Source organism: Leclercia adecarboxylata (genome assembly GCF_006874705.1).
Classification (GTDB): domain Bacteria; phylum Pseudomonadota; class Gammaproteobacteria; order Enterobacterales; family Enterobacteriaceae; genus Enterobacter; species Enterobacter adecarboxylatus_C.
In genome coordinates this window covers 2,415,825-2,440,312 of record NZ_CP035382.1, presented here as the reverse complement: position 1 = coordinate 2,440,312, position 24,488 = coordinate 2,415,825, and the positions used below count along the sequence as shown (strand labels likewise).

Annotated in this window: 28 protein-coding genes and 1 pseudogene; 9 read left to right on the top strand and 20 right to left on the bottom strand. The window is 56.7% G+C overall.

All coding sequences use genetic code 11. From position 1 onward, the window contains the following. Positions 1–13: 13 nt before the first annotated feature. The 4 genes from ES815_RS12645 to ES815_RS12620 form a co-directional block, all read right to left on the bottom strand. The gene (locus ES815_RS12645; RefSeq protein ID WP_142488100.1) at positions 14–1,384 is read right to left on the bottom strand and encodes an NAD-dependent succinate-semialdehyde dehydrogenase; all 1,371 of its coding nucleotides are present in this window, start codon (positions 1,382–1,384) and stop codon (positions 14–16) included. A 131-nt stretch (positions 1,385–1,515) separates the two neighbouring features. Next, entirely contained in the window at positions 1,516–1,995 is a 480-nt protein-coding gene (locus ES815_RS12640; protein ID WP_142488099.1) for a type VI secretion system tube protein TssD, read from the bottom strand. A gap of 250 nt (positions 1,996–2,245) precedes the next feature. Beyond that, on the bottom strand, positions 2,246–2,938 hold the full coding sequence (locus ES815_RS12630; RefSeq protein ID WP_142488097.1) for a hypothetical protein: 693 nt from the start codon (positions 2,936–2,938) through the stop codon (positions 2,246–2,248). Between the two features lie 442 nt (positions 2,939–3,380). Next, on the bottom strand, positions 3,381–3,803 hold the full coding sequence (locus ES815_RS12620; protein WP_142488096.1) for a hypothetical protein: 423 nt from the start codon (positions 3,801–3,803) through the stop codon (positions 3,381–3,383). Positions 3,804–3,962: 159 nt separating this feature from the next. Between ES815_RS12620 and ES815_RS12615 the strand changes: the two genes are divergently transcribed. Further along, positions 3,963–4,706: a helix-turn-helix transcriptional regulator gene (locus ES815_RS12615; protein WP_142488095.1), complete on the top strand. Its 744-nt coding sequence runs from the start codon at positions 3,963–3,965 to the stop codon at positions 4,704–4,706. 47 nt (positions 4,707–4,753) lie between these two features. Then, positions 4,754–5,410, top strand: coding sequence for a LysE family translocator (locus ES815_RS12610; RefSeq protein WP_142488094.1), 657 nt, complete (start codon positions 4,754–4,756; stop codon positions 5,408–5,410). Between the two features lie 37 nt (positions 5,411–5,447). Here the strand turns inward: ES815_RS12610 and ES815_RS12605 are convergent, their stop codons facing one another. Both ES815_RS12605 and ES815_RS12600 read right to left on the bottom strand, forming a co-directional pair. Then, on the bottom strand, positions 5,448–5,753 hold the full coding sequence (locus ES815_RS12605) for a type II toxin-antitoxin system YafQ family toxin (RefSeq protein WP_142488093.1): 306 nt from the start codon (positions 5,751–5,753) through the stop codon (positions 5,448–5,450). Then, positions 5,740–6,012: a type II toxin-antitoxin system RelB/DinJ family antitoxin gene (locus ES815_RS12600; protein ID WP_106995684.1), complete on the bottom strand. Its 273-nt coding sequence runs from the start codon at positions 6,010–6,012 to the stop codon at positions 5,740–5,742. Before ES815_RS12600 ends, ES815_RS12605 begins: the two co-directional genes overlap by 14 nt. 215 nt (positions 6,013–6,227) lie before the next feature. Here ES815_RS12600 and ES815_RS12595 point away from each other — a divergent pair, with 215 nt between their 5' ends. After that, a complete protein-coding gene (locus tag ES815_RS12595) occupies positions 6,228–7,508 on the top strand; it encodes a DUF445 domain-containing protein (RefSeq protein ID WP_142488092.1) in 1,281 nt (426 codons plus the stop codon). A 3-nt stretch (positions 7,509–7,511) separates the two neighbouring features. Here the strand turns inward: ES815_RS12595 and ES815_RS12590 are convergent, their stop codons facing one another. The 9 genes from ES815_RS12590 to ES815_RS12550 all read right to left on the bottom strand — a co-directional run bounded on the left by ES815_RS12590 (position 7,512) and on the right by ES815_RS12550 (position 13,531). Further along, positions 7,512–8,579 (bottom strand): DUF2955 domain-containing protein, encoded by a 1,068-nt coding sequence (locus ES815_RS12590; RefSeq protein WP_142488091.1) that lies wholly within the window; start codon positions 8,577–8,579, stop codon positions 7,512–7,514. Positions 8,580–8,584: 5 nt separating this feature from the next. Continuing rightward, complete coding sequence (locus ES815_RS12585; protein WP_142488090.1) at positions 8,585–9,652, bottom strand: HlyD family secretion protein; 1,068 nt, start codon at positions 9,650–9,652, stop codon at positions 8,585–8,587. Then, on the bottom strand, positions 9,652–10,119 hold the full coding sequence (locus ES815_RS12580; protein WP_142488089.1) for a MarR family winged helix-turn-helix transcriptional regulator: 468 nt from the start codon (positions 10,117–10,119) through the stop codon (positions 9,652–9,654). Before ES815_RS12580 ends, ES815_RS12585 begins: the two co-directional genes overlap by 1 nt. A 115-nt stretch (positions 10,120–10,234) precedes the next feature. Continuing rightward, positions 10,235–10,576, bottom strand: coding sequence for a hypothetical protein (locus ES815_RS12575; RefSeq protein WP_142488088.1), 342 nt, complete (start codon positions 10,574–10,576; stop codon positions 10,235–10,237). A 17-nt stretch (positions 10,577–10,593) separates the two neighbouring features. Then, positions 10,594–11,157 carry a helix-turn-helix domain-containing protein gene (locus ES815_RS12570; protein WP_185902332.1) on the bottom strand — a complete coding sequence of 188 codons (564 nt, stop codon included), beginning with the start codon at positions 11,155–11,157 and terminating at the stop codon, positions 10,594–10,596. Between the two features lie 307 nt (positions 11,158–11,464). Further along, entirely contained in the window at positions 11,465–11,854 is a 390-nt protein-coding gene (locus tag ES815_RS12565; RefSeq protein WP_142488086.1) for a hypothetical protein, read from the bottom strand. 295 nt (positions 11,855–12,149) lie between these two features. After that, on the bottom strand, positions 12,150–12,845 hold the full coding sequence (locus tag ES815_RS12560) for an ArsR/SmtB family transcription factor (RefSeq protein WP_142488085.1): 696 nt from the start codon (positions 12,843–12,845) through the stop codon (positions 12,150–12,152). Beyond that, entirely contained in the window at positions 12,820–13,215 is a 396-nt protein-coding gene (locus tag ES815_RS12555) for an amino acid-binding protein (protein ID WP_142488084.1), read from the bottom strand. Before ES815_RS12555 ends, ES815_RS12560 begins: the two co-directional genes overlap by 26 nt. Continuing rightward, positions 13,208–13,531 carry an antibiotic biosynthesis monooxygenase family protein gene (locus ES815_RS12550; protein WP_142488083.1) on the bottom strand — a complete coding sequence of 108 codons (324 nt, stop codon included), beginning with the start codon at positions 13,529–13,531 and terminating at the stop codon, positions 13,208–13,210. The genes ES815_RS12555 and ES815_RS12550 overlap by 8 nt, the downstream gene beginning before the upstream one ends. Positions 13,532–13,693: 162 nt before the next feature. Here ES815_RS12550 and ES815_RS12545 point away from each other — a divergent pair, with 162 nt between their 5' ends. Further along, the gene (locus ES815_RS12545) at positions 13,694–13,963 is read left to right on the top strand and encodes a DUF1778 domain-containing protein (protein ID WP_142488082.1); all 270 of its coding nucleotides are present in this window, start codon (positions 13,694–13,696) and stop codon (positions 13,961–13,963) included. A gap of 24 nt (positions 13,964–13,987) precedes the next feature. Continuing rightward, positions 13,988–14,488, top strand: a complete 501-nt coding sequence (locus ES815_RS12540; RefSeq protein WP_142490051.1) for a GNAT family N-acetyltransferase — start codon at positions 13,988–13,990, stop codon at positions 14,486–14,488. 88 nt (positions 14,489–14,576) lie between these two features. On the opposite strand, the gene ES815_RS12535 is transcribed toward ES815_RS12540, so the two are convergent. Beyond that, on the bottom strand, positions 14,577–15,992 hold the full coding sequence (locus tag ES815_RS12535; protein WP_142488081.1) for an aldehyde dehydrogenase family protein: 1,416 nt from the start codon (positions 15,990–15,992) through the stop codon (positions 14,577–14,579). Positions 15,993–16,092: 100 nt separating this feature from the next. Between ES815_RS12535 and ES815_RS12530 the strand changes: the two genes are divergently transcribed. Next, a complete protein-coding gene (locus ES815_RS12530; RefSeq protein ID WP_142488080.1) occupies positions 16,093–16,995 on the top strand; it encodes a LysR family transcriptional regulator in 903 nt (300 codons plus the stop codon). On the opposite strand, the gene ES815_RS12525 is transcribed toward ES815_RS12530, so the two are convergent. Then, positions 16,982–17,461 carry a carboxymuconolactone decarboxylase family protein gene (locus tag ES815_RS12525; protein WP_142488079.1) on the bottom strand — a complete coding sequence of 160 codons (480 nt, stop codon included), beginning with the start codon at positions 17,459–17,461 and terminating at the stop codon, positions 16,982–16,984. The two genes, ES815_RS12530 and ES815_RS12525, sit on opposite strands and share 14 nt — an antisense overlap. Before the next feature lie 100 nt (positions 17,462–17,561). On the opposite strand from ES815_RS12525, the gene ES815_RS12520 reads away from it, so the two are divergent. Next, positions 17,562–18,953: a PLP-dependent aminotransferase family protein gene (locus tag ES815_RS12520; RefSeq protein WP_142488078.1), complete on the top strand. Its 1,392-nt coding sequence runs from the start codon at positions 17,562–17,564 to the stop codon at positions 18,951–18,953. 114 nt (positions 18,954–19,067) lie between these two features. After that, positions 19,068–19,322, top strand: a complete 255-nt coding sequence (locus ES815_RS12515) for a DUF4282 domain-containing protein (protein WP_142488077.1) — start codon at positions 19,068–19,070, stop codon at positions 19,320–19,322. A 90-nt stretch (positions 19,323–19,412) separates the two neighbouring features. On the opposite strand, the gene ES815_RS12510 is transcribed toward ES815_RS12515, so the two are convergent. Next, positions 19,413–19,574, bottom strand: coding sequence for a DUF1127 domain-containing protein (locus tag ES815_RS12510; RefSeq protein ID WP_142488076.1), 162 nt, complete (start codon positions 19,572–19,574; stop codon positions 19,413–19,415). A gap of 176 nt (positions 19,575–19,750) precedes the next feature. Between ES815_RS12510 and ES815_RS12505 the strand changes: the two genes are divergently transcribed. Continuing rightward, positions 19,751–21,166 carry a PLP-dependent aminotransferase family protein gene (locus tag ES815_RS12505; RefSeq protein ID WP_142488075.1) on the top strand — a complete coding sequence of 472 codons (1,416 nt, stop codon included), beginning with the start codon at positions 19,751–19,753 and terminating at the stop codon, positions 21,164–21,166. A gap of 98 nt (positions 21,167–21,264) precedes the next feature. Here the strand turns inward: ES815_RS12505 and foxA are convergent. Together foxA and ES815_RS12495 are read right to left on the bottom strand one after the other, a co-directional pair. After that, positions 21,265–23,374, bottom strand: a pseudogene (gene foxA / locus ES815_RS12500) (ferrioxamine B receptor FoxA). Positions 23,375–23,494: 120 nt separating this feature from the next. Further along, on the bottom strand, positions 23,495–24,475 hold the full coding sequence (locus ES815_RS12495; protein ID WP_142488073.1) for a helix-turn-helix domain-containing protein: 981 nt from the start codon (positions 24,473–24,475) through the stop codon (positions 23,495–23,497). Between the last annotated feature and the right edge of the window lie 13 nt (positions 24,476–24,488).

Genomic DNA, 24,488 nt, shown 5'->3' with positions numbered 1-24,488 from the left:
GAGGGGAAAATACCTACCGGCGGATGACCACCAGCTTCTGGTTCACAAACTCTTTAATCCCCAGATCCGACAGCTCGCGACCGTAGCCGGAGCGCTTCACGCCGCCAAACGGCAGCTCGGCGGCGGTATCGGTGAGCCAGTTGATCCACACCATCCCGGTCTCGATTTTCGAGGCCATCTTTTTAGCGCGATCGATATCCTTACTGAACACCGCACCGCCCAGGCCGTAGTGCGAGTCGTTGGCCAGCTTCACCGCCTCGTCATCGTTTTTCACCACGTAGATCTGCGCCACCGGGCCAAAGAACTCTTCGAAATACGCCGGGTTATCGCGGGTAATGTTGGTCAGAATGGTCGGCTCAAAGAAGCTGCCTTCACGCTGGACCGGTTTGCCGCCGAAATGCAGCGTCGCGCCATTCTTCACCGCCTCGTCCACCTGTTTCGTCAGGGTCTCCAGCGCCTCTTTCGATGACAGCGGCCCGAGTCGGGTGCTCTCGTCGAGCGGATCGCCTATTTTGATGTTGCGGAAAGCCTCGGTGTATTTCGTCAGGAACTGCTCGGCCACCTTCTCGTGCACGATAAAGCGCTTGGCGGCAGTACAGACCTGCCCGGCATTGGCAAGGCGGGCGTTGACGCCGATCTTCACCGCTTTCTCCAGATCCGCATCGTCCAGCACTACGAACACGTCATTACCGCCCAGTTCGAGAGTCGATTTCTTGATGTGCTTCGCCGCCTGAGCGGCCACCACGCTACCGGCCTTCTCGGACCCGGTCAGGGCCGCGCCCTGCACGCGATCGTCGGCGATAATATTCGCCACCTGATCGGAAGAGATAAACAGGTTAGTCCATGCTCCGTCCGGCGCACCAGCTTCGCGCACCAGATGGGCGAAGGCCTCCGCACAGTGCGGAACGATGCTGGCATGTTTGGCAATCACCGGGTTACCTGCCGCCAGGTTCGGGGCCAGCACGCGCATCAGCTGGTAGTAAGGGAAGTTCCACGGCTCCACGGCCATCACCACGCCGATCGGATGGTGCTCTACCCACGCCTCGCCCATTTCAGAGGGGTATTTCACCGGGGCGAGAAATTGTTTGGCATTATCCGCGTAGTAGCGGGCAATCTGCGCGCAGAGCTTCACCTCGCCGCGGCTCTGGGCAATGAGTTTACCCATCTCCTCGCTGGCAATTTTTGCCAGCTCTTCGCTACGGGAATCAATCAGATCCGCCAGCTTGTGCAGCACCGCCAGGCGCTTGTCGATGCTGCCTTTTGACCAGTCGGAATGGTAGAGCGCGTCGGCGGTACTCAGCGCCGCCTCGACATCAGCATCGGTATGAGAAGGATATTCTTTGATGAGTTTGTTGTTGGCAGGATTCACTGTCTTATAGGCCATTGTTGCCTCCTTTTTTACCGCGTTGGGTATTAAGGGTAGTCAAAATGGCTGAGTTCGCAGGTAAAGTTAGGTATACAGGTAACGCCACCGGGAGGGTGGCGTGAGAGATTAAAGCCTTAGAGCACAGCCATCTATGCGACGCAGCGTTCGTTCCAGCTGTCTTTAAAGACAATATTTCCGTCAACATACTTCCACTGAATAGACTCGTAGCGAAGCTCAATATTTTCTAAATGAGTTCCTGTACCAGAGCCGGGATGAAGACTGGGTGTAATACCCGTGATTTTTACATTTTCCATATAGATATTAAAATATTCAACTTCTCTTCCCGAGTCCACTATTTGGTGCATTTTAATTTCAGCGGATTTAAGGAGGTAGCCCCGACTAATAGCGCGATATAAAAGTGGTGTTACACGGTCAAACTCTTTTTGTATTAATATTGGCGTATGGATTCGTGTACCGGTTAATTTCCCCGTATTAGAATCTGTCGGGATAGTCATGTGATGTGACAATGATTTTATCTCGATGGATCCCACACGGCCCAACACGCAACAACCTCCCGCGACAGGAGATCCATTTTCATCTGTTAACCATAAATAAGCTGGATTAGACATATTATTTCCCTATTATCTATTTTTGTTTCTATCACGGTAGTTTTCTAAAAAACTAACAACTTTTGAACATATGTAGAATACTATCAACCATAAAACGGCATAAATGAACTTCATGGGCCACACGACAGGTAATATAAGGCAAACTATAAAACCACCTACAAACAGTACAGATTCGAAGAAACCCCAGGTGTGAACCATCATTAATATTAACGCATTTAAAACATGCTTATACATAAAAGAGAGAGGACTGTTATTCGGCATTTAATTTACTCTCAACGATTTCTATTATTTTATTAAAATAAGGCTGCCCAAGTTGGTTTGCTATATGAACGGCTTCCACAAAGGGTTTTACAGCAGGTTCAAAAAGAAAATATGTCAGATCATAATCATGCGGACGAAGTAGCTCATATATTTCAGGAGCCTTGATAGCAAGCTCTTCAGAAATGCTAATGGAACGCTCAGCCATCCCGCCAACAAGCAACACCATAGTGACTCTGCCGATCCAGTTGTTCGCTGTCTTTGCACCAATGAAGGATACACGTGTGAGGACAGCCGCCCCTATTGTTGAAATGATTTTAGCGGTAATTAAGCGACCAGCAATGGATGAAACAACACCGCGATAAACATTATCTTGATGGCTTACAGTGAGGTATTTGTTGAATTTTTCAAATATTTTTTCAATTGCATTTGTGATGTGATCATAATTTAAAATATCGTTATGAATTGCCTCTGCTATGCGGATTCGCTGAGTTTGACGAGAAAAACGCGAATCCGTATCGAAATAGCCTATAGCAAGATACCCTAAATCAAGTGGAACGGTAAGCCCCCCATTTATTAACCCAGGAATGATCCCGGGTGATACGATTATATCATAAATCCTGTTAGCAACCTTTTTTACATCATCCGTAGCTATATTTCCCACAAAAATAGCGGTGTCGACCATGATATCCCTCTCCTGTTTCTTACTCCTTATACTTTATATCACCCCAGTGGTGATGTGGATATAGTTATTAAATTGCGAAAACACACATTCAGTAAAGTTATTACTGTTACGCTTTGTATAAATATCTTGAGTGAGATAGTATATATTGAGCTTTTATTGACAACGGTTATTAATTAAAAGGGTTTATTTCCTCCATTTTTTATAGGAAGAGTATTTTAGTGCGCCACCTACAGGATGGCGCCGGTTATTTTAAATCACTAAAATTTGCCGCGAACCGCGTCATTCCACTGTTCTTCGGTAGTTTCAGGGATATCACTATAATCGATTGCATTATCAGTCTTTTCTGCCAATGCCAGTAGTTCATTTGTATGCAATGTTCTGCATGATGGCATCTCATCGCGTCTGAACCTCATCACTTCTTGCGTCTTCATATGCATATTAATTAGCGTACTCCTAATGCAGTAAGATTTATCACCGGGATAACCAGATTTTCCTGAGCGTAGAACATCGTCAGATTACTGAAAGAATAAATACGCCCTGATAACTTAACATTGACGGTATTACCGTAGCCGCTAATTATCGCATTACCATTATCTGAAACGAGAAAAGGCTCGCTTTTCCTGAGATGCGCTATCGTCTGATTTTTATCATCCAGGTAATAGCGATAAATATCAGGTACGGTTGCCCCACCCCCATACTGCGTGACGTAAAGCGTCACGTTTTCTGTCACCTCTTTTTTTATCACTAAACGATCGTCGCTTCGGCTCTTCATAAAGTATTCATAAGAAAAATATCCTGCAACGATAATAAGTAACAGGATGGTGGTCAGCCGATGCAACCATTTAATAGCCGTGCTGACGTGCATAGTTTATTCCCTTAATAATTATCCCTGATATTCCTGTGATGCCGTTGCGGTATTTTATGTACCACTATTCCTGTCACATAGCGACCTCTTTCTAAATTATCACAGGCGACACTCTTCTCCGCTCATGCTATAACCACTTAAACGCCTCCGGTAGCCACTATGACCCACACCCGTCACGTCAATCAGACCTTCCGCCGTCAGCCCGGCGTTGAACTGCGCAGCACCTGGCAAAGCGCCCAGGCCTACAAGCTTCACAGCCATGCGCAGCTGTCCATTGGCGCTATCCTGGAGGGGCAAACTTGTTGCACCTGCAACGGCGAGCCGTTCACCCTTTATCCTGGCGATCTGATCGTCATCCCCGCGCACATGCCGCACAGCTGCAATCCGCTGGCAGGTCAGCCGCGCAGCTACCATATGCTGTATCTGGAGACCGACCTTCAGCCCGCCATGCAGGTGATCCGCAATGAGGCGCTGTTCCGCCAGTATCTGAGGGTCGTTGAGACGCTCTCGGGGACGGCCATCGACACGCTTCTCTCCCGGCTTGCCGCCGGGCCAACGCCGCCCGCCTCCCTTCGCCCCACCAGCCTTGCGCTTCAGCAGACGCTCCGTCACAGCCTGCACAAGCCGCCTTCTCTGGACGCCTTAGCCCGACGCTTCTCGCTGCGCAAAGAGACGCTTATCAGAACCTTTAAGCAGGACACTGGCCTGACGCCCGGCACTTTCCTGAACATTTCCCGGATAGAGTTCGCCAAAGCGCGCCTGCGCGCCGGGGATGACATTGCCGACGTCAGCTACCAGAGCGGCTTCGCCGATCAGAGCCACTTCCATAAAACCTTTGTCAGCTACACGGCCGCTACGCCACGCCAGTACGCCACCGGGCGATCAATATCCGACAATAATTAGCGCTTACGCCAGCGTAGCCTGACCTCAGTTTTGCTGATGAGGTCACTATGGAACTGCTTACCCCAATTTTTCCGCCCGCTTTTCTGGCCCTCGCGCTGGCGCATTTTGTTGCCCTGCTCAGCCCGGGCCCGGATTTCTTTCTGCTGATGGGATTCGCCGCCCGACATCGCCTGCGCGGCAGCGCCGGGCTGTGCGTGGGGATCGCCGCGGGCAACGGGCTCTATATTCTGCTGGTGATCCTTGGCTCAAGCGCGCTGCGCCAGTTCACGCTGCTTTTTAGCGCCATCGAACTCCTGGGCGCACTCTATCTGCTGTGGATCGGCTGGCATCTGGTGCAAAGCCGCGCCCGCACGCTGGCGCTGGATTACGCGGAGCCAGAATGTCCCTCCTGGCGCAGGCAGCTCCTGTTCGGGCTGGGATCGGCGGTGTTAAATCCGAAAAACGCCCTTTTTTATCTGGCGTTGATGACCGCGCTGCTGGGTCCGAACGTTACTCTGCTGCAGCAGTCGGTCAGCGGTATATGGATGGTCACGGTGGTGCTGGTGTGGGATCTGGCGGTGGTGTCATTTATCGCCCTGCCCGGCGTACAACGGCGGTTGAGCAACAACATCTGGAAAATCGAACGCGTGGCGGGAGGGGTGCTGATGGTGTTTGGCGCAGGGATCCTGTGGCGATTGTTACCGCTTATCCTTGAATCCCTGTAAACACGCGGAACATGGCTTGTAGTGCCGGTAAACGCCTCTATTCAAAAAGCTCTGCGTGGGTGCCCAGGTCGGTAAACACGACCAGATGCTTTTTATCATCGATCCGATAAACCAACAGATAGTCACCGCCAATATGCAGCTCGCGGAAGCCTTGCATATCGCCTGTCAGGGGATGATCGCTGTACTCAGAAGGGATGGGATTACCGGAGAGCACCAGCGACATAATCTCCGCCGTGGCATGCATATCTCTCCGGCCTGCTTTGTTGTAGCGATCCCAGGCTTTAACAAAGGTTTTAGTGTAATCAGAACGGTACGGAAGTGGCGCGCGTTTACTCTTTCCCATCGTTTAAGCTCTCCATGAGCTGGTCAACACCATCAAAGCGTCCGTTCTGGTGGGTGGAAATATCTTCGGCTTCGCGCATCGCATTGCGTAACCGTGCGGTGGGTTTGCGGGTCACCTCAAACGGGATCCCTTCATTTTTGACAATCTGCTCGGCGAACAGGCGTATCGCCGTGCTCCAGGTTAAGCCACAGCTCTCAAGGACAGAACCCGCCTGAGCTTTGAGCTCGCTGTCGATACGCGATCGGATTACGGAATCCATAGTGCCTCCTTATGGTTTGTAGCTACATTGTAGCTACAAAAAGACTGTCTTGCACCTCCTTCAGGGCTATCTGGAAAAACGCCTGGTGGCGCTGCGCTTATCAGGCCTACAAAACCAGACCATCGCACTCCTCGTAGCCCCGGTAAGCGCAGCGCCACCGGGGAAAATACCTGCTCCCTTGCCCCTTCGCCTTTTCTCCCTCTATCCTTAACCCTATGGAAAAACTCGCTGAACTCAAACGCGCCAAGCTCCTGGCGCTGTCGCTGCTGCTGATTGCTGCCGCGACCTTTATCGCCACCCTCTTCCTGCCACAGACTTTCTGGGTGCGGGGGGTGAAAGCTATTGCCGAAGCGGCGATGGTCGGCGCCCTGGCCGACTGGTTTGCCGTGGTGGCCCTGTTCCGCCGGGTGCCGATCCCCTTTATCTCGCGTCATACGGCAATTATCCCGCGCAACAAGGACAGGATTGGCGACAATCTTGGCCAGTTCGTGCAGGAGAAATTCCTCGATACCCAGTCGCTGGTGGCGCTGATCCGCCAGCATGAACCGGCTCTGCTTATCGGTAACTGGTTCAGCAAGCCGGATAACGCCCAGCGCGTCGGGCAGCATATCATGCAGGTGATGAGCGGTTTCCTTGAGCTGACCGACGACGGGCGCATCCAGCGGATGCTTAAGCGGGCGGTGCATAAGGCGCTGGATAAGGTCGATTTCAGCGAAACCAGCGCCGCGATGCTGGAGAGCATGACCAAAAACAGCCGTCATCAGGTACTGTTGGATGCGGTGATTAACCGCCTGATTACGCTCCTGCAACGCGACAGCACCCGCGACTTTATCGCCGCGCAAATCGTTCACTGGCTGAAGACCGAGCACCCGCGCAAGGCGATGATCCTGCCCACCGAGTGGCTGGGAGATCAGAGCGCCGAGCTGGTCTCCAATGCGGTGAATGCCATCCTGGACGACGTCAGCCACGACCGCACCCATCAGATCCGTCAGGCCTTCGATCGCGCGGTGCTTAAGCTGGTGGATAATCTGAAAAACGATCCTGAAACCGCGGCCAAAGCCGAGAACATCAAAGAATATCTGAAGAACGACGAGGCCTTTAACCGCTATCTGGGGGAGATGTGGGCCGACCTGCGCCAGTGGCTGAAAGCCGACATGCAGAGCGACGACTCCCGCGTGAAGCAGCGCCTCGCCAACGCTGGCCTGTGGTTTGGTGAAACCCTGGTGGCGGATACCAACCTGCGCGCCTCCCTGAACGAGCATCTGGAGCAGGCCGCCCATCGCGTGGCGCCGGATTTTGCCCGCTTCCTCACCCGCCACATCAGCGACACGGTCAAAGGCTGGGATGCCAAAGATATGTCCCGGCAGATTGAGCTCAACATCGGCAAGGATCTGCAGTTTATCCGCGTCAACGGCACCCTGGTGGGCGGCACCATCGGGCTGATCCTGTTCCTGCTGTCGCAACTGCCCGAGGTGCTGCCCCTGCTCACCCGGTAAGGGCTACGGATTACGGATCACGTAGCGCGTCGGGGCAAAGCAGTTAAGGATCAGATGCATCAGGAACACCAGGGTCAGGGTCGCCACCAGAGCCACCGTCACCGAGACGATACGGTAGAGATCGCTGAACACCAGGTCGCCGTCAGGGTGCATGTTCTGGCCGAACATAATCCCGATAGTGGTGATGCTGGCAAAACCGACCCCGGCCCCGACCTTCTCCATCACGTGCAGGCGGGCGCCAAACGCCAGCCCGAGGCCGATCAGCGGCATCATCAGCAGCATGTGGCTGCTGTGATCGTACAGCACCAGCTGCACCACCAGAATGTACAGGCAGCCGAGCACCACCCCGACCACGCGCCACAGGGAGCTCATCACCGCCCCGCGGTAGTGCATCGGGAAGAGTATCAGGACCCCAGCCATCAGCGCCGACAGCGAATCGCTGAGATCGCTTATCTGGAACACTACAAAAATCAGCGTCGCCACGGTGCCGGAGAGCAGCGACTCATGGCGCACCCGGGCGGCATCTTTCTCCAGACGTGGCGGCGGCGTACGCGGTTCGACATCCGGCAGCAGATAGTGCATCAGCGCGCTCAGGCACACCGCCATCACGCTGGCTTCGAGATTGGAGAATAAAAGCGTGTGCCAGTTAGTGGTGGGGTAGCTCATAAAGTTGAGCATGGTGCTCTGGCACACCACCCCCATCGAGCCAAACAGAAACAGCGGCCCCTGGCTCATAAAACGAAAACGCATCACGTAGAGGCCAAACACCACCAGGGTCATGATCAGTGGCCACTGCGCCAGATAGCCGATAATGAACACCATTTCGAGGCAGTTCAGCGCGGAACTGAACACAAACTGTTTTGCGACGTGGCGGTTAAATACCGGCACCAGCGACAGGAGCATAATCGGGTAGATCACAAAGAAGACCCCGTAGCTGGTGTTGTAAAAGCTCGACACGCTCAGGGCAATCATCCCGGCAAACACGATCCGCAGCGTCTGACGAAAGTCGTTGGCGGTGTAGACGATGTTGCCGTGCGGGGTAAAGACCCGCGCCAGGGTATTAATAGACATGATGATCAGTAGACATAGTGCAGCAGGCTGACGAGGTGGATCTGCATCCCGGAGAAGAAGCGGGCAAACGGACCTTCGCTGTTATAGAGCTGCACGGTGGCGCGCGCCCCGGTCGGCAGGTGCTTCGGCAGGGCTTCGTCCAGCGCCACGTGGATGCGCATGCGCTGGGCATCACGCACCCAGCGGTTGGAGGTCTCGGGCTCCGACAGTTGGCCATTGACCGCCTCCTGTCCCGCTAAAATACCGGCGTCGCTGCTGGTGACGTGAGCGCGGAATACGCGGCCCGGGAAGGCGTCAAACACCACCGCGGCATCGGTGTCCTGGTGGGTATGGCGCAGGCTCTTTTCGCGGAAATCGGCGACGATATCGCTCTGGTTGTTCACCAGCGCCAGCGCCGCCGAGCCGGAGGCGGCATAAAAGCCGGGGCTCAGCTGGACGTTGCTGACCGTGCCGTCAGCTTCGGCGTAGATCTTCGTCCAGCCGAGGTTGAGTTCGGCCTCGTCCAGCGCGTTGCGGTATTTTTGCAGGGTCACGTTACGGCTTTCGTCACGCTCGCCGCGCTCAATGCGCAGCTGATGAATGCTGGCGTCCAGATTGGCAACGGCCTGCTCGCTGCTCTGCCACGTAGTGCGGACTTTATCCAGATCCGCCTGGGAGACGTTCTGCAGGGTGCTGAGTTTCTGATAGCGATCAAAGGTCACTTTATCGTTGCGGGCGGTGAGCTGGGCGGTTTTCAGGCTGGCCTGGGCCGCCACGATTTGCGCATCCAGCTGCTGGTTGGCGAGACGCGCCTGCTGCAGAGCAATCTCGGCGGCCTCGACCTTATTGCGGAACGGGGTCGGGTCGAGCTCAAACAGCAGATCGCCCTTCTTCACCTGGCTGTTGTTGTGCACGTGCACCGCCGCCACATAGCCGGAGACGCGCGCCGATACCGGCGTCACCACGCGCATCACGGTGGCGTCCGGCGTCAGCGGGATCCAGATATCCGCGACAATAAAATAGACAAACATCAGCAGGAAAGAGGCAATACTCACCCTTACCCAGCGGGCAAACTTTTGTTCAGGGGTCATGATTATTCGGTCTTGTTATCTTCTTCGCGGATTGTCCGCAAATTGCAGGCGATTTGATTGAGTGTGGCGCTAAAAATGTCGAGATGCTCCGGGGCGATATTCTGCGATACCCGCGACTGGAACGTTTCGATTACCTGGGTCAGCGTTTTCAGCACCGCGTTCCCCTCGGGCGTGAGCGTCAGCAGCCGGATGCGCTTGTCATAAGGCGATGTGGTGCGCAGCAGGTAGCCCTGCTTTTCCAGCTGTGAAAGGGTGCGCATCAGCGGCGGCAGTTCAATACCCTGCACTTCCGCCAGTTCGCTCACCGAGACGTTATCCCCCAGCTGCTTCAGCTGCATCATCACCGTCCAGCTCGACTGGGTTAACCCGGTCTCAAGAATGGCGTCGTCAATCACCGCGCGCCACTGACGCACAATCATTGCCATCCGCATGCCCATTGGCCTGCGGCAGAACAGATCTTCTTCACGCATGGGGAAACCTCGCTTCACACGCTGAGAAGATAATAGTTATCAGGGTAAGTATCAAGAAACGAGGATCTAAACAGCAGGAATTGCGAAAGCGGGCCCTGCCTGCGCACGATCGATCTTATCTGGAGGAAACATGCCTCTTGCGGAGATACGCTTCAACAGATAACCACTCGGTCAGACGCTTATAAAGCAGAAGAATAGCCATCGGTAGCAGGGCGTTGATCCCCTGGCTGGTATCAGGGCCGGCAGGCGACATTTTTCCGGCGCTGTTAAACGGCACGTTGGCCAGCCTTAACAGACTAAAATAGTCCATGCGTAACAGATGCGGGAGGCTCTCCTGAGTGATCTTGCACAGACATTCGCGGTAAATACGCCACTGTTTCTCTTCGCTATCGGCAGTTTCGATCAGGATCAACAACGCTTTTTCCAGACTTTTTTGTGCAGTAATCATTCTTTCCATACAGGTCCCTTACACCATCAAACACGTTCATCAAATTTCTTATACAACCCGGTCAGACTGGTCACGGCAAACTTACGATAAATATTGCGTCGATGATGGCTGACGGTTTTTCCGGTCACATCCAGGTAGCGCGTAATCTCTTTATTCTTTTTTCCCGACACAATATAAGGCAGCAGCATCGTCTCCATTTTGGTTAAAGGTTGTTGTTTTTCAAGATGATGCCAGCGAACATTTTTAAAAATAGTCACCGGCTGATCTTCCAGCGCAAAGTGTGCAAGGCAGGCGCGTAGCTGGCGTACAGCACTTTTACAGTCGATGGTGTAATCAGCGATGGTGTTAATTAAAATATTATCAATCGTGCTTTCGTAGCAGACATCGCGGGTGATAAAAATAAAATAGCTCTGCTGATAACGATTTTTGACCTCCAGCAGGGCATTCAGAACGTTAATGTCGGATTGACCATAATCCACCACAATGGCTTTTGTCCGGACCAGATCGTCTTTTGTCGCGTCGTTAATATCATCCAGATAAAGCACCCGTTGAAACGACGGTGAGTCGTTCATAAGCTGATCGGCCAGCATGGCAAAGCCCTGCTGAAAATATCTACAGGATGTTAATACTATAATCATCGTCTATATCCCTGGCATCACTGTGGATTCATTCATAATCATCGAGAATGTAATAATTTTCAATTAACACTTTTCCCGATGATTATAGGAATAGTCTTAAGCGCTTCGCGGCAATTCGTGCCTTCCCTTACAAAAAAGCCTATTTCTGGGGAATGTTATGCTGGAATTACAGAGGGCTATCTGTCTGTTAAGACTTTTCCAATAAAAAAGAGAGCCGCATACCCGAGGATGCAGCTCTCTTTTTATAGAGGAAAGAATATTAATTGATCACGCTATGCGAAGGATTCTGAGTTCCATTATTCGCGTCAGAAAATAAGAGAAACTGTGACGCCGAAATGTACTGTTCAACCGCATTCCAGGCCACCACGTCGGTATACAGCTCCGTAATCTGAGTCAACAGACACTGATGCCCGTTCACGCCTGGTGCATAAGCGACTGTATTACCGTTACTTGTTTCGATAAGGACAGCCAGAAGGGCTTTAACATCCTTAAGCGCCTTGCGCAGCGTAAGGGGGACATCGTTATGGCCGAGACGTGAAATATAATTTTCTGACAGACAGGCAAGACTGCCGGGTGTACAGGCCGTATTCGATAATGAAATAATACTCTGGAACAATACGCTTTCGGCGTAACTTTTTATTTTAGACACAATATATTCCCTTCCCTGTTAATAAATTACATCTTATAAGCATTCGAATGGTGAGCTGATAACAGCATCGGCTAATTTTTCATGCTGCGCTATTTTTGGCAAGCGCAAAAATTATAAACTTTGACATGAGACAATTCTCAAGCTTTACGTATTTAGATAAGAAATGATTTTTATTTTATATATAGTTCAGATGAATAAATAACCGTAGAAATGGTTGATGTTTTCTTACCTGGGCTGCGGGTCGTGCGGTCGGTGTTTTTGCAGGCCCGGCAAGCTTGCGCCGCCGGGCGTTTCCTCAGCGGCTAAAATGCCGATCGATGGCACGCTGGCCGGACGGGGTTACGCTCACTTCGCGAAACCCCGCTACCCGCTGGATCCAGCCTTTGGTGTCCATATGAACCAGCAGCGCCGCGCCCGCCTCACCGCCCAGATGGAAGCGGCGCTCGCTCCAGTCCAGACAGGCGCAGCAGGCTTTACGCCGCGTATTGGCATTAAGCGCGATCCCAAGGGAGAGGAACGCCTCGCGCCCGCTCAGCGTGAGGGCCGATCCGTCCGCCGCCAGCCAGCCTGCCGCCTGCATAAAATCATATATCTGCACCGCGACCGTGCCCGCCAGATGGTCGTAGCAGGTGCGGGCGTGACGCATCGATTCCGGTGCCGTCGTCTCCGGCGGCGTGATCCGCCCCCACGACAGCCCCATCATCTGCTCCACCAGTGCCGCAACGTCATGCCCCGCCAGCCGGTAGTAGCGATGCCGCCCCTGAGAAAGACAGGTTATCAGCCTCCCCTCCAGCAGACGGGTGAGATGCCCGCTGGCGGTAGAAGGCGCCACATCCGCCACGGCGCTGAGTTCGGTGGCGGTCCACGCCCGTCCGTCCATCAGGGCGCAGAGCATTTTTACTCGTGACGGGTCGGCCATCGCCGCGGCGACCGCAGCCACGGCCAGCTCCAGCGTGGCGCTGTTATCAGGAGGTAAACTGGTCTTTAGCATTGGCAACCCACGGCCCGGTGATCTCTGCGGCCAGCTTATCATTATCCGTCAGCAGAATAAGGTGGTTCGCATGATCGCTGTACTGGGTCAGGATGGACACCCCCTGCGCAGCCAGCGCGGCGGCAATCTCTCCCAGCTCGCCGGGGCGCTCCTGTTTCAGCTTTCGGATCAGCGGTTTTCGCACCGCCTGCACGTTAAAACCGCCGTCGAGCAGCACGCGCCGGGCTTTTTCGCCCTCCTCCACCAGAAAATGCGCCTCCACGCCAAAGACGCCCCCGCCCTCAAGCCCCACGCCATTGCGCCCCAGCAGCTGACCAAAGCGCGCCAGTTCGCCCGGCACAGTGTTGAAAATCACATGAACGTCATACATCGGCATGTCCTCCGGTCTCTGAGGCGTATTCCCGCACCACCTGCGCCACGCGAATCCGGTAAGAGGCAAAGATCGACGCCCGCCCTTCGGCCTGCGCGGCCTGGTGAAAGACGTTTTGCTTCCACTTCAGGATCGCTTCCTCATCCCGCCACCAGGAGAGGGAGAGGATTTTGCCGTCGTTGGTCAGGCTCTGGAAACGTTCGATATCGATAAAGCCGTCGATATCCGCCAGCAGCGGTTTTAGCCCGGCGGCCAGCTGCAGGTAACGCGCCTGATGCGCGGGTTGCGCTCTGGCTTCAAACAGGACTGCAATCATGAGGATCTCTCCGTTGTGGGGTTAAGGAGAGGATGCAGGAAAGAAAAACGTGATGCTTCGGTGAGGAGCGAAATGTTATCGCCCGGATTGAAAAAAATCCTGTTCAGTTTTATAGTTCGTGTACGGAATCTATCCGTACATAAAGATAACCCCGGAGTAAAAATGCCAGCACTGAAAAAACAGCGCATCGACCTCAGGTTAACTGACGAAGACAAAGATCTGATCGAAGAAGCTGCGGCGATGACTAACCAGACAATCACCCAGTTTATGGTTAACAGTGCCTCGGAACGGGCTGCCGAAGTCATTGAGCAGCATCGCCGCCTGATCCTTAATGAAGATTCGTGGAAACGCGTTATGGATGCACTCGACAACCCGCCAGAGCCCAATGAGAGGCTGAAACGCGCAGCAAGACGTCTGCAAAACATGGAGTAAGACGTGGCTAATCTGACGATAAGGATGTTTTCGCAAACGACTCACTATGATTTAACAGGCTTCAACTGCGGGGAAGATACCCTCAACCGTTTTCTGTGTGAGCATCTTGCACGCCAGCACGTTGGGCGCTTGTTACGCGCTTATCTTCTCGTCACCGATGACCCTACGCCTAAAGTGCTGGGCTACTATACGTTGTCCGGCAGTTGCTTTGAGAAAGAGACCCTGCCATCAAAAACGCAGCAGCGCAAAGTGCCCTATGTCAATGTACCCAGCGTCACGTTAGGGCGCCTCGCAATACACCAGGATCTGCAGGGTCAGGGCTGGGGGATGACGCTGGTGACACATGCCATGAAAGTGGTCTGGCTGGCGTCGCAGGCTGTGGGCATTCACGGCATGTTTGTGGATGCGCTCAACGATAAGGCGAAAGATTTTTATCTGACGCTCGGCTTTATTCCTTTAACGGGTAGCAACGCCGATGCTCTTTTTTATCCCACCAAATCCATTGAAAAGCTGTTTGCCGAATAAACCGCGAATTGCCGGGTGGCGCTGCGCTTACCCGGCCTGGAAAGGCACTAACTGTAGGCCCGGCAAGCCTGCGCCGCCGGGCGGTGCTTTAGCCGAGGATCGACTTCGGCTCCATAAACGCGCTGATCCCCCAGGTTCCCATCTCGCGCCCCACGCCGGAGTGTTTGAACCCACCAAAGGGCGCTTGAGGCTCATGGGCGAGGGTATTCACCAGCACGCGACCGGACTGGATCTGCGCCGCCACACGGCGGGCACGAGCCACATCGCCGCCCAGCACCAGCGCGCTCAGGCCGTAGTCGGTGTCGTTGGCAATGGCGATGGCTTCGGCCTCGTCGCGATAAGCAATCACACACAGCACCGGACCAAAAATCTCTTCGCGGGCGATGGTCATCTGGTTGTGGACATCGGTAAACAGCGTCGGGCGGACAAACCAGCCGTCCCGGGTGCCTTCCGGTCGCCCTTCTCCGCCCGCCAGCAGGCGCGCCCCCTCTGCCAGCCCTCGCTGGATATACCCCTGCACCCGCTGCCACTGTTTCTCGCTCACCATCGGGCCGACCCCGGTGGCGCTGTCGCGCGGATCGCCGGACTTCACCGCTGCGATGGCCTGAGCCAGCGCCTGCTCGAATTCCGCTTTCCGCGACTGCGGCACCAGAATGCGCGTACCGGCCACACACGCCTGCCCGCTGTTCATCAGACCGGCCTGCACCGCCAGCGGAACGGCCTGTTTGATATCGGCATCGTCGAGGATCAGGGTCGGGGATTTGCCGCCCAGCTCCAGGGTGACGCGGGTAAAGTTCTCCGCCGCGTTACGCAGGATCGCTTTGCCGGTCTGCGTTGAACCGGTAAACGAGATTTTCGCAACAAGAGGGTGACGGCTGATTGTCTCCCCCACCGTGTCGCCGCGCCCGGTGACGATGTTAAACACCCCCGGCGGCAGGTCGGCGGCGTGCAACGCCTCGGTCACGATCTGCGTCTGCAGGGCGCTCATCTCGCTGGGCTTGATCACCGCCGTGCAGCCTGCGGCCAGCGCTGCCGCCAGTTTGCCGCAGATAAAGCCCGCATCGCTGTTCCACGGGGTGATGAGCCCGGCGACGCCGAGCGGCGTCATCTCTACCCGGGCCGCCCCGGCCGTCATCACGAATTCAAACGCCTCCAGCGCCGCGATGGCCTGGCCGATCGCCTCCGCCGGATAGCTCGCCATCCACGCCGAGCGCGACGCGGGGGCACCATACTCCTCAATCACCGCCTCCAGCAGATCGTCGTGCCGGGCCGCCACGGCAGCCTGCATCCGCTGTAGCGCGGCAATGCGTTCCTGTTTGCGGGTTTGCGACCACGCCGGAAAAGCGGCTTTTGCGGCGGCAATAGCGCGTTCGGCATCCACTGCATCGGCCAGACGCACCTGGCCCATCACCCGGGCCGTCGCCGGGTTAAAGAGATCAAAACGTTCGGTGCCGTGTGGGGTAACAAATTCGCCGTTGATATAAATCTGTTCGATGTGATGCATATAAACCTCCTCAGGCTGGATGCACCCAGTCTGGCACGCCTTCTCCGTTACGATAATCCACGCTATGCTGCAAAGGTTGTTTCGATTTTCAGGATAATCTATGCACCGTTCAGGACTGACCGAGCTGGAAGTGGTGATGGCCGTGGTGCGTCGCGGCAGCTTTCGCGCCGCCGCCCAGGAGCTGGGAATGTCGGCCACCGCCGTGAGCAACGCCGTTGCCGGGCTGGAATCCCGCCTGCAAACGCGCCTGTTTAACCGCACCACCCGCAGCGTGGGGCTCACCGACGCCGGGCAGCGCTATGTGGCACGCATCGGCCCAGCGTTGCAGGAAATTCGACAGGCGGACGAAGAGATCCACAGCGAGACCGACGAACCTGCCGGCACCCTGCGCCTGAACGTTCCCAATAACGTCGGCACGCTGTTCCTGGATGCGCTGCTGATCGACTACATGATCCGCTACCCGAAAATGCGCGTCGAGGCGGTGAGTGAAGCGCGGATGATCGATATCGTGGCGGAAGGTTACGACGCCGGGGTGCGCCTTGCGGAGTCGGTGCCGCAGGACATGATCGCCGTGCCGCTCACCCCCGATATTCGTCAGCTCGTCACCGCCACGCCGGACTATTTTGCCCGCTACGGCACCCCGCAAACCCCGGACGATCTGCTGCATCACCAGGGGATCGGCATGCGGATGGCCCACGGGGGGATCTATCGCTGGGAGCTGGCGCGACGCGGGGAACAGATCGCCCTGGCGGTGCCGCCGCGTTTTGCCACCTCAGATCTCTTTGCCTCGATCCGGGCGGTGAAAGCCGGGCTGGGGATCGGGTTTTTACCGGAACTCTATATTCAGCAGGAGCTGGAAAACGGGGAGCTGGTGAGCGTGCTGGACGAGTGGTCGCAGCCCTTTGCCGGGCTGCGCCTCTACTACCCCGGCCATCGCCACGTCCCGCCGGGGCTGCGGGCGCTGGTGGCGATGATCCGTGAGCGCGGTCTTACTCGAGGTTAGCTTTGTTCAGGCCGTAGGCGCCATCCAGCGCGCCGGGTTCCATACGGGAAGTGATCCCCAGACGGTTCCAGGCATTGATCGCCACGATCGCAAAGTTCAGCTCGGAGATCTCAATCTCCGAATAGTGTTCCGCCACGCTGCGGTACAGCACGTCGCTGACGCCGTGGGGGCCGATCTGGGTCAGGGCTTCGGTGAAGGCCAGGGCCGCTTTTTCACGGGCGCTGAACAGCGGTGACTCGCGCCATGCGGTCAGATGGTACAGGCGCAGCTCGCGCTCGCCGGCAATTTTGGCCTCTTTCGAATGCATATCCAGACAGAAGGTGCAGCCGTTGAGCTGGGAGACGCGGATGTCGATCAGGTGCTTCAGCGCCGGGTCGATGGAGGTCTGGCTCACCGCCATGCTCAGGTCGGACAGCGCTTTAGCGAGGGCAGGTGTGGCTTTATGGTGGTTAACGCGAGTGCTCATTGTCTTTCTCCGGGTGTGCGGCATAGGAAATGCGATGGGGCAAATTTACGCCGTTCATGACATAGTAAAAAGATACAAAAAGCGCGAAACGAGGTAGGACATGAAGCCGGGCTATCATGAAATTTATACCCGCTATCGGGACAACATCACCCGCGGCGTCCTCAAGCCCGGCGACAAGGTGCCTGCCATCCGCGTGCTGGCGGAAGAGCTGAAGGTGGCGCGCAAAACGGTTGAAACCGCCTACGCCATTCTGACCGGCGAGGGCTATCTGGTGAGCCAGGGCGCGCGCGGCACGCGGGTGAACCCGGATCTCACTCTTCCCGTCACGCCCCCGCCGCCCGACGATCCGCTTACCGGCCAGCTGCCGGAATCGTTGGTCAGCCAGCGGGAACGGGCGGGCTTTTTGCGCCCCGGCATCCCGGCGCTGGACAGCTTCCCGTATAAGAAATGGCTGCTGCTGGCGGGCCATGCGGTGCGCGCCATGCGTCAGGAGGAGATGCTCAACCCGCCGGTGATGGGCTGGTCTCCCCTGCGCCAGGCGATCGCCAGCTACCTCAACATTTCGCGCGGCTTGTCCTGCACGCCAGAGCAGGTGCTGATCACCAGCGGCTACAGCGGCAGCCTGCGGCTGATCCTCGACACCCTCGCCAGCCGTAACGATAAGGTGGTATTTGAAGATCCGGGCTATTTTATGGGCCAGCAGCTGCTCCGGCGGATCGTGCCGCGCCTGCACACCGTGCCGGTGGATCGTTCAGGCATGGACACCGGGTATCTGCTGCGCCACCACCCCGACGCCCGGTTCGTTATCGTTACCCCGTCGCACCAGAGCCCGCTGGCGGTCACGCTGTCGCTGCCCCGTAGACAGCAGCTGCTCGACTGGGCCGGGCAGAACGATGCCTGGATCATTGAAGATGACTACGACGGCGAGTTTCACTACACCCGTAAGGTGCTGCCGTCACTGAAAAGCCTCGATCGTCAGGATCGGGTGATCTACATGGGCACCTTCAGCAAAACCGTGATGCCGTCCCTGCGCCTCGGCTACGTGGTGATGCCCGCCAGCACGGTATCAGCTTTCAACGATTGCGCCGATCTGCTTGCCAGCGGCCAGCCGGTGCTGACGCAAAAGATCCTCACCGCCTTCCTCAACGAGGGCCACTTCTTCCGCCATCTGAAAAAGATGCGCGCCCTCTATCAGCAGCGCCGCGACTGGATGATTGCCGCCCTGCACGAGGTCTACGGGGATCGATTCTTCACCGAGCAGAACGACGGCGGGATGCATATCGTGGCGTTTCTAACCACAGGCAGCTGCGACCAGGCGATCGCCCACTGCTGGCAACAGCAGCAGTTGCAGGTGAATGCCCTGTCGGCGTGGTACAGCGGGTCGGATAAACGTTACGGGCTGGTGATGGGGTATAACAACGTGCGCAGCTATGAAGAGGCCGTTGCGCTACTCACGCGGCCAAAAAGCCAAACCTGCGATCTTCTGAAATAACAACTCCCTGATTTTGCACCACAAAAAGCCGTTTCCAGATAATCATTAAGGTATGAATTACCGCCACTGCCTTTATAATCAACGCGCAAAATAAAACTTCTAAGGACAAGAAAAATGAAATCACTACTGGGATTCGACTATCTGTTAACGCCGCGCGTGCTGGTCTTTTTCTACTGGATCGCCATGCTGTTTATCTTCATCGGCGGGCTCTACTCCATGTTTACCGAGCATCTGTTCGCCGGATTTTTCGGCATGGTGTTCAGCCTGATCGGCACCCGCGTGATGTTCGAGCTGATCATGGTAGCGTTTAAAAATAACGAATATCTACGCCGTATCGCAGAGAACACCGGGAAATCCACCGTAGAGTGAGGCCTTTATGCCGGGTGGCGGCTACGCCTTACCCGGCCTACGGTTCGTGCCCTTCCAGGCCCGATAAGCGCAGCGCCACCGGGCAATACCCTACATATCAAATCGCGACAGCCCGACATCCTTGAGCTGCTCATCGCTCATCTGGCTCAGAATGCGGCGCGTGCGGTTAACGCGATACCATTTTTTCACTGCCCGCCCGATCCAGATAAACACCGCAAACGGCCGTTTGGCCCGGTTTTCGTAAAATTCCATGATGCGCTCCTCATCGTGTCTGTGGAGTTATCATCACGGAAATCGGGGCCTGCAATACAGATTCAAAAACAACTTTTGTTTAACATACAGATCCGCTAAAACAGTATCTGAATGCCGTTTTTCGCGGCACTCTGTACTGGTTTTTAGATCTGTATGGTGACAACCAAGGATACAGCATGACGCGCTACCAACATCTGGCCAATCTCCTGGCGCAACGCATTGAACAAGGACTGTATCGCAGCGGGGAGCGTTTACCCTCGGTGCGCGCGCTGAGCCAGGAGCACGGAGTCAGCATCAGCACCATCCAGCAGGCCTATCAGATCCTCGAAAATTTACAGCTGATCACCCCCCAGCCGCGCTCCGGCTACTTCGTCTCCTCGCGCAAAGCGCAGCCGCCCGTCCCGGCGATGACCCGCCCGGTGCAGCGTCCGGTAGAGGTGACCCAGTGGGATGAGGTGATGATGCTCCTCGATGCCCGCGCCGATAAGGAGATGATCTCTTTTGGCGGCGGCTCGCCGGATCTGAACCAGCCGAGCCTGAAGCCGCTGTGGCGCGAGATGAGCCGCATTGCCCAGCACCATCCCGGGGAGATGCTAAGTTACGACGTGCTGGAGGGGCGGCAGGAGCTGCGCGAGCAGATCGCCCGCCTGTTGCTGGACGGCGGCTCGACGGTGGCGGCGAACGAAATTGTGATCACCAACGGCTGCCACGGGGCGCTGTCGCTGGCGCTGCTTTCAGTGTGCCAGCCGGGGGATATCGTGGCGGTAGAATCGCCGTCGTTCCACGGCACCATGCAGATGCTGCGCGGGTTTAACATCAAGGCGATCGAGATCCCCACCGATCCGCAAACCGGGATCAGCATTGAAGCCCTGGAGCTGGCGCTCGAGCAGTGGCCGATCAAAGCGGTGATCCTGGTGCCCAACTGCAATAACCCGCTCGGGTTTATCATGCCGGAGGCGCGCAAACGCCAGGTGCTGGCCCTTGCCCAGCGCCACGATATCGTCATCGTGGAGGATGATATTTACGGCGAGCTGGCGGCGGAGTACCCGCGCCCGCGCACCATCCACTCCTTTGATATCGACGGTCGCGTGCTGCTGTGCAGCTCCTTTACCAAAACCGTGGCCCCCGGGCTGCGCGTCGGCTGGATTGTGCCGGGGCGGTATTACGACCGGGTGATGCACATGAAATATGCCGCGGGCGGGTTTAACGTGCCCGGCACGCAGATGGCGGTGGCGGCGTTTATCCGCGACGGACACTACCATCGCCACGTGCGGCGTATGCGCCAGATTTATCAGCAGAATATGGAGCGTTACACCTGCTGGGTGCGGCAGTATTTCCCGGCGGAGATCTGCGTCACGCGCCCGCAGGGCAGTTTCCTGCTGTGGGTGGAGCTGCCGGAGAAGGTGGATATGGTGTGCGTCAGCAAGCAGCTGAGTCGCCTGAAGATCCAGGCCGCGGCGGGGTCGCTGTTTTCGGCGTCAGGGAAGTATCGTAACTGCCTGCGGATCAACGTGGCGTTACCGCCGAATGAGAAGAACCGTGAGGCGTTGAAGAAGATGGGCGAGGCGATTCATATTGCGATGGAGGAATAGTGCGGTCTCTTCCCCTCACCCTGACCCTCTCCCCAAAGGGGAGAGGGGATAGTCCCGTAGGCCCGGTAAGCGTAGCGCCACCGGGCAATGCTAACGACTCAGAACTTCCACGACACGCTGCCAACAATGCTGCGTTCGGCACCAAAGTAGCAGTATGAGAGTGAGTTACAGGCCGCCACGTAGCTTTCGTCCGTCAGGTTGTTGACGTTCAGCTGGGCGCTCACTCCGGTCAGCCCCACCTTCGACAGGTCATAGCCTACCGCCAGATCCACCAGCGTGTAGGACGGCAGCGTGTGGGTGTTCATGCGATCGCTGGTCACGCCGTTGACGTAACGCACGCCGGAGCCCACCGTCAGGCCGTCGAGCGGCCCGGTTTTGACGTCATAGCTGAGCCAGCCGCTGGCCATATTGCGCGGCGCATAGACCGCACGCTTGCCCTCTTCCTCCGGGCTGCTCTTCTTGTAGCGGATGTCGGTATAGGTATAGGCCGCCTGCAGGCGCAGGCTGTCGGTCAGCTGCCCCACCGCTTCCAGCTCCACCCCTTCAGATTCGATCTCACCGATAGAGCGGTACGGATCGGTCGGCTCCTCTTTGGTGGCGATGTTTTTCTGGTTAATGCGGAACACCGAGGCGCTGAACTGGCTGTTCATCCCTTCCGGCTCAAACTTCACCCCTGCTTCCCACTGCTTGCCTTCCATCGGATCCAGCAGATCGCCGTTGGCATCGGCAAAGCTGGTCGGCGTAAAGGCGGTGGAGTAGCTGACGTACGGCGCGATGCCGTTATCAAACAGGTACAACAGCGCCGCGCGGCTGCTGAAGTTGTTCTTGTCCAGATCGCTGCGGGTATCGTTGAGCTTGTCGATATTCGAGACGCTCACCTGATCGTAGCGCCCGCCCAGGGTCAGACGCCAGTTGTCCAGCGAGAGCTGATCCTGCAGGTAGTAGCCGGTCTGCCGCAGCTTGTGCTTCTCCTGGCTGTACATGGTGATGTAGTCCGGCTTCGCGCCGTACACCGGGTGGAAAGCGTCGATCGGCGGGAAGCCGCCGTAGTAGCCGGTGGTATTGTTGCTGCGATCCTGATAATCGAGGCCGATCAGCACCCGGTGGTTCACCGCCCAGGTATCGAAGCTGCCGTCGATCTGGTTATCGAGGGTGATGGCATCCATCTTCTCGTCGGAGCCGGAGTAGCCGCGGTTAAGCTCGGTTTCGTTCAGCCAGCCGGCGGCATAGACCTGATTCAGCTCCACTTTGGTATGCAGATAGCGCAGCTTCTGGCGCACCGACCAGCCGCTGTCAAACATGTGCTCGATGTTGTAGCCGACCATCTCCTCGCGACGATCGTACTTGTCGTAATCGTCCTCACCTTCGAAGAAGGTGTTGGAGATCGTCTTGCCATCGTGCGGGACCACGGTGCCGTCGTACGGCAGGCCGGAGTGGCTGCCGCCCTCGGGATCGCGGTGCAGATAGGCCATCAGATCCAGACGGGTGTTGTCGGTGATGCGCCAGGTCAGGCTCGGCATCAGGGCGTAACGCTCTTCCTTCAGGGGATCAAACTGGGAGTCGGCGTAGCGGGTCATGCCGCTCAGACGGGCCGCCACGCGGTCGTTGTCGTCCAGCGCGCCGGTAACGTCAAACATCGCCCCGCGCTGATCGTTATTCCCGGCGAACAGCTTGATCTCGCCGCCCGGATCGAACGAGGGTTTACGCGAGGTAAGCGCCACGATCCCGCCCGGTGAGGAACGGCCATACAGCACCGAGGCCGGGCCGCGCACCACTTCGATATTTTCCAGGAACCAGGGGTCAACCACCAGCGAGCTGTGGGAGTTGGTGTCGCCCATCATCTTCAGGCCGTCGAGATAGACGTTATCCAGGCTGCCGTCGGAGAAGCCGCGCAGCACGATATAGTCGAAGCGGTTTGAGGCGCCAATCTGATTGCTGTAGACGCCCGGGGTGTAGCTCACCGCCTGGCGAACGCTGGTGGCGCCCTGCTCTTCAAACTGCTCGCGGGTGACGATCGACACCGCCTGCGGGGTTTCGATATCCGGGGTCGCCAGCTTGGTGGCACCGCTCTGCATCTGCGAGGTGACAACAACGGTTTCGGTTTTCGGCGTCTCCTGCGCCATCAGGGGGAGCGCGACGCTCCCGGTAACCCATCCCACCAGCAGTGCCAGCCGCGTTTTAGCGAACATGAAAAATCTCCAAAGGCATTTCTAATTGTTAATAAGAATTATTACCTTTTTCATTTCTAAGATAGCTATGCGCGCCGCCAGAGTACGTATGCGCAATGCCAAACCGCACAAATGGCGTTGGCGATCGGGGAAAAGCGGATTAACGGTCGCTGCGCACAGCGCCGGGGCAGACGCCGTAGCGACGACGAAATGCGGTGGCGAAGTTGGTGGCGTGCTGATAGCCCGACATCCATGCCGCCTGCTGTACGCTGTGGCCTTCCAGCAGATAGCGACGCGCCAGTCCGAGACGGCAGTCGCGCAGGTAGTCGAACACCGTGCAGCCGTAGGCCTGGCGGAACTTGCTGCGCAGGCTGCTGGGGCTCATCGCCGCCCGGGCCGCCAGCTGGGCGAGGGTGTAGTCCTGCTCCGGAGCCTGTGCCAGCAGGTGGCGGATCTGCTCCAGCCGGGCGTGCTCCCCGCCGGACGCGCCCGCCAGTGCCGTGCCCTGCTGCTCACGCAGATGCAGGCCATGGCCCAGCAGCTGATACATCACCCCTTCCAGCAACAGCTGGCGCGACAGGCTGCTTCGCTCGCGCTGTCGGGCATGCTGAATACCGGCCAGCACAAAATCCGGCACCTGCCAGACAAAGGTGGGCGCGTTGAGCTTCTCCCACTGATCCAGCAGGGAGGCGAGCAGGCTTTCGCGGCGGGCATCGTCGGGGTAAACGCCAAAGGAGAGGGTTTTCAGGGCGATATCGGCGTCATGACGGGCAGACATCGCCTGCTGCTCGCTCAGCCTGGCGCTGAACGCCATCCCGGGCCGTACTGCGTAAACTTCGCCGCTGAGGGTCAGGGTCACACAGCCTTCCAGCACCACCAGCACGTACAAAGGGCTGCTGTGACGGGAGGTGGTTTCATAGGGTTGCAGCACGCGCACGTCGGAATGGGTTAACGAAATGCCGGACGGGAGGGTCATCTCTTCGACATCACCGTGCAGCACGGGGCTGGTGTTGGCACAGGTATCGGTCAGCAGGGGAAAGCGGTAGTCAATGCCGTAGCGCTCGCCAAATACCTTGAAGTCTGCCACGGAAAAGGTTTTTTTCGTTGCAGCGGTCGGATTATGGAGCCTTGTGTTGGACATGCCTGCGCCTGGA

Coding starts and splice junctions, on each gene's coding strand:
- ES815_RS12595 (WP_142488092.1), top strand. CDS start 6,228: ATGGAAAAACTCGCTGAACTCAAACGCGCCAAGCTCCTGGCGCTGTCG.
- ES815_RS12555 (WP_142488084.1), bottom strand. CDS start 13,215: ATGTATGACGTTCATGTGATTTTCAACACTGTGCCGGGCGAACTGGCG.
- ES815_RS12510 (WP_142488076.1), bottom strand. CDS start 19,574: ATGGAATTTTACGAAAACCGGGCCAAACGGCCGTTTGCGGTGTTTATC.
- ES815_RS12600 (WP_106995684.1), bottom strand. CDS start 6,012: ATGGATTCCGTAATCCGATCGCGTATCGACAGCGAGCTCAAAGCTCAG.
- ES815_RS12505 (WP_142488075.1), top strand. CDS start 19,751: ATGACGCGCTACCAACATCTGGCCAATCTCCTGGCGCAACGCATTGAA.
- ES815_RS12540 (WP_142490051.1), top strand. CDS start 13,988: ATGTTTTCGCAAACGACTCACTATGATTTAACAGGCTTCAACTGCGGG.
- ES815_RS12630 (WP_142488097.1), bottom strand. CDS start 2,938: ATGGTCGACACCGCTATTTTTGTGGGAAATATAGCTACGGATGATGTA.
- ES815_RS12560 (WP_142488085.1), bottom strand. CDS start 12,845: ATGCTAAAGACCAGTTTACCTCCTGATAACAGCGCCACGCTGGAGCTG.
- ES815_RS12525 (WP_142488079.1), bottom strand. CDS start 17,461: ATGAGCACTCGCGTTAACCACCATAAAGCCACACCTGCCCTCGCTAAA.
- ES815_RS12570 (WP_185902332.1), bottom strand. CDS start 11,157: ATGCTGGCCGATCAGCTTATGAACGACTCACCGTCGTTTCAACGGGTG.
- ES815_RS12515 (WP_142488077.1), top strand. CDS start 19,068: ATGAAATCACTACTGGGATTCGACTATCTGTTAACGCCGCGCGTGCTG.
- ES815_RS12520 (WP_142488078.1), top strand. CDS start 17,562: ATGAAGCCGGGCTATCATGAAATTTATACCCGCTATCGGGACAACATC.
- ES815_RS12580 (WP_142488089.1), bottom strand. CDS start 10,119: ATGCGTGAAGAAGATCTGTTCTGCCGCAGGCCAATGGGCATGCGGATG.
- ES815_RS12605 (WP_142488093.1), bottom strand. CDS start 5,753: ATGGGAAAGAGTAAACGCGCGCCACTTCCGTACCGTTCTGATTACACT.
- ES815_RS12530 (WP_142488080.1), top strand. CDS start 16,093: ATGCACCGTTCAGGACTGACCGAGCTGGAAGTGGTGATGGCCGTGGTG.
- ES815_RS12615 (WP_142488095.1), top strand. CDS start 3,963: ATGACCCACACCCGTCACGTCAATCAGACCTTCCGCCGTCAGCCCGGC.
- ES815_RS12590 (WP_142488091.1), bottom strand. CDS start 8,579: ATGTCTATTAATACCCTGGCGCGGGTCTTTACCCCGCACGGCAACATC.
- ES815_RS12610 (WP_142488094.1), top strand. CDS start 4,754: ATGGAACTGCTTACCCCAATTTTTCCGCCCGCTTTTCTGGCCCTCGCG.
- ES815_RS12545 (WP_142488082.1), top strand. CDS start 13,694: ATGCCAGCACTGAAAAAACAGCGCATCGACCTCAGGTTAACTGACGAA.
- ES815_RS12495 (WP_142488073.1), bottom strand. CDS start 24,475: ATGTCCAACACAAGGCTCCATAATCCGACCGCTGCAACGAAAAAAACC.
- ES815_RS12620 (WP_142488096.1), bottom strand. CDS start 3,803: ATGCACGTCAGCACGGCTATTAAATGGTTGCATCGGCTGACCACCATC.
- ES815_RS12575 (WP_142488088.1), bottom strand. CDS start 10,576: ATGGAAAGAATGATTACTGCACAAAAAAGTCTGGAAAAAGCGTTGTTG.
- ES815_RS12550 (WP_142488083.1), bottom strand. CDS start 13,531: ATGATTGCAGTCCTGTTTGAAGCCAGAGCGCAACCCGCGCATCAGGCG.
- ES815_RS12535 (WP_142488081.1), bottom strand. CDS start 15,992: ATGCATCACATCGAACAGATTTATATCAACGGCGAATTTGTTACCCCA.
- ES815_RS12640 (WP_142488099.1), bottom strand. CDS start 1,995: ATGTCTAATCCAGCTTATTTATGGTTAACAGATGAAAATGGATCTCCT.
- ES815_RS12645 (WP_142488100.1), bottom strand. CDS start 1,384: ATGGCCTATAAGACAGTGAATCCTGCCAACAACAAACTCATCAAAGAA.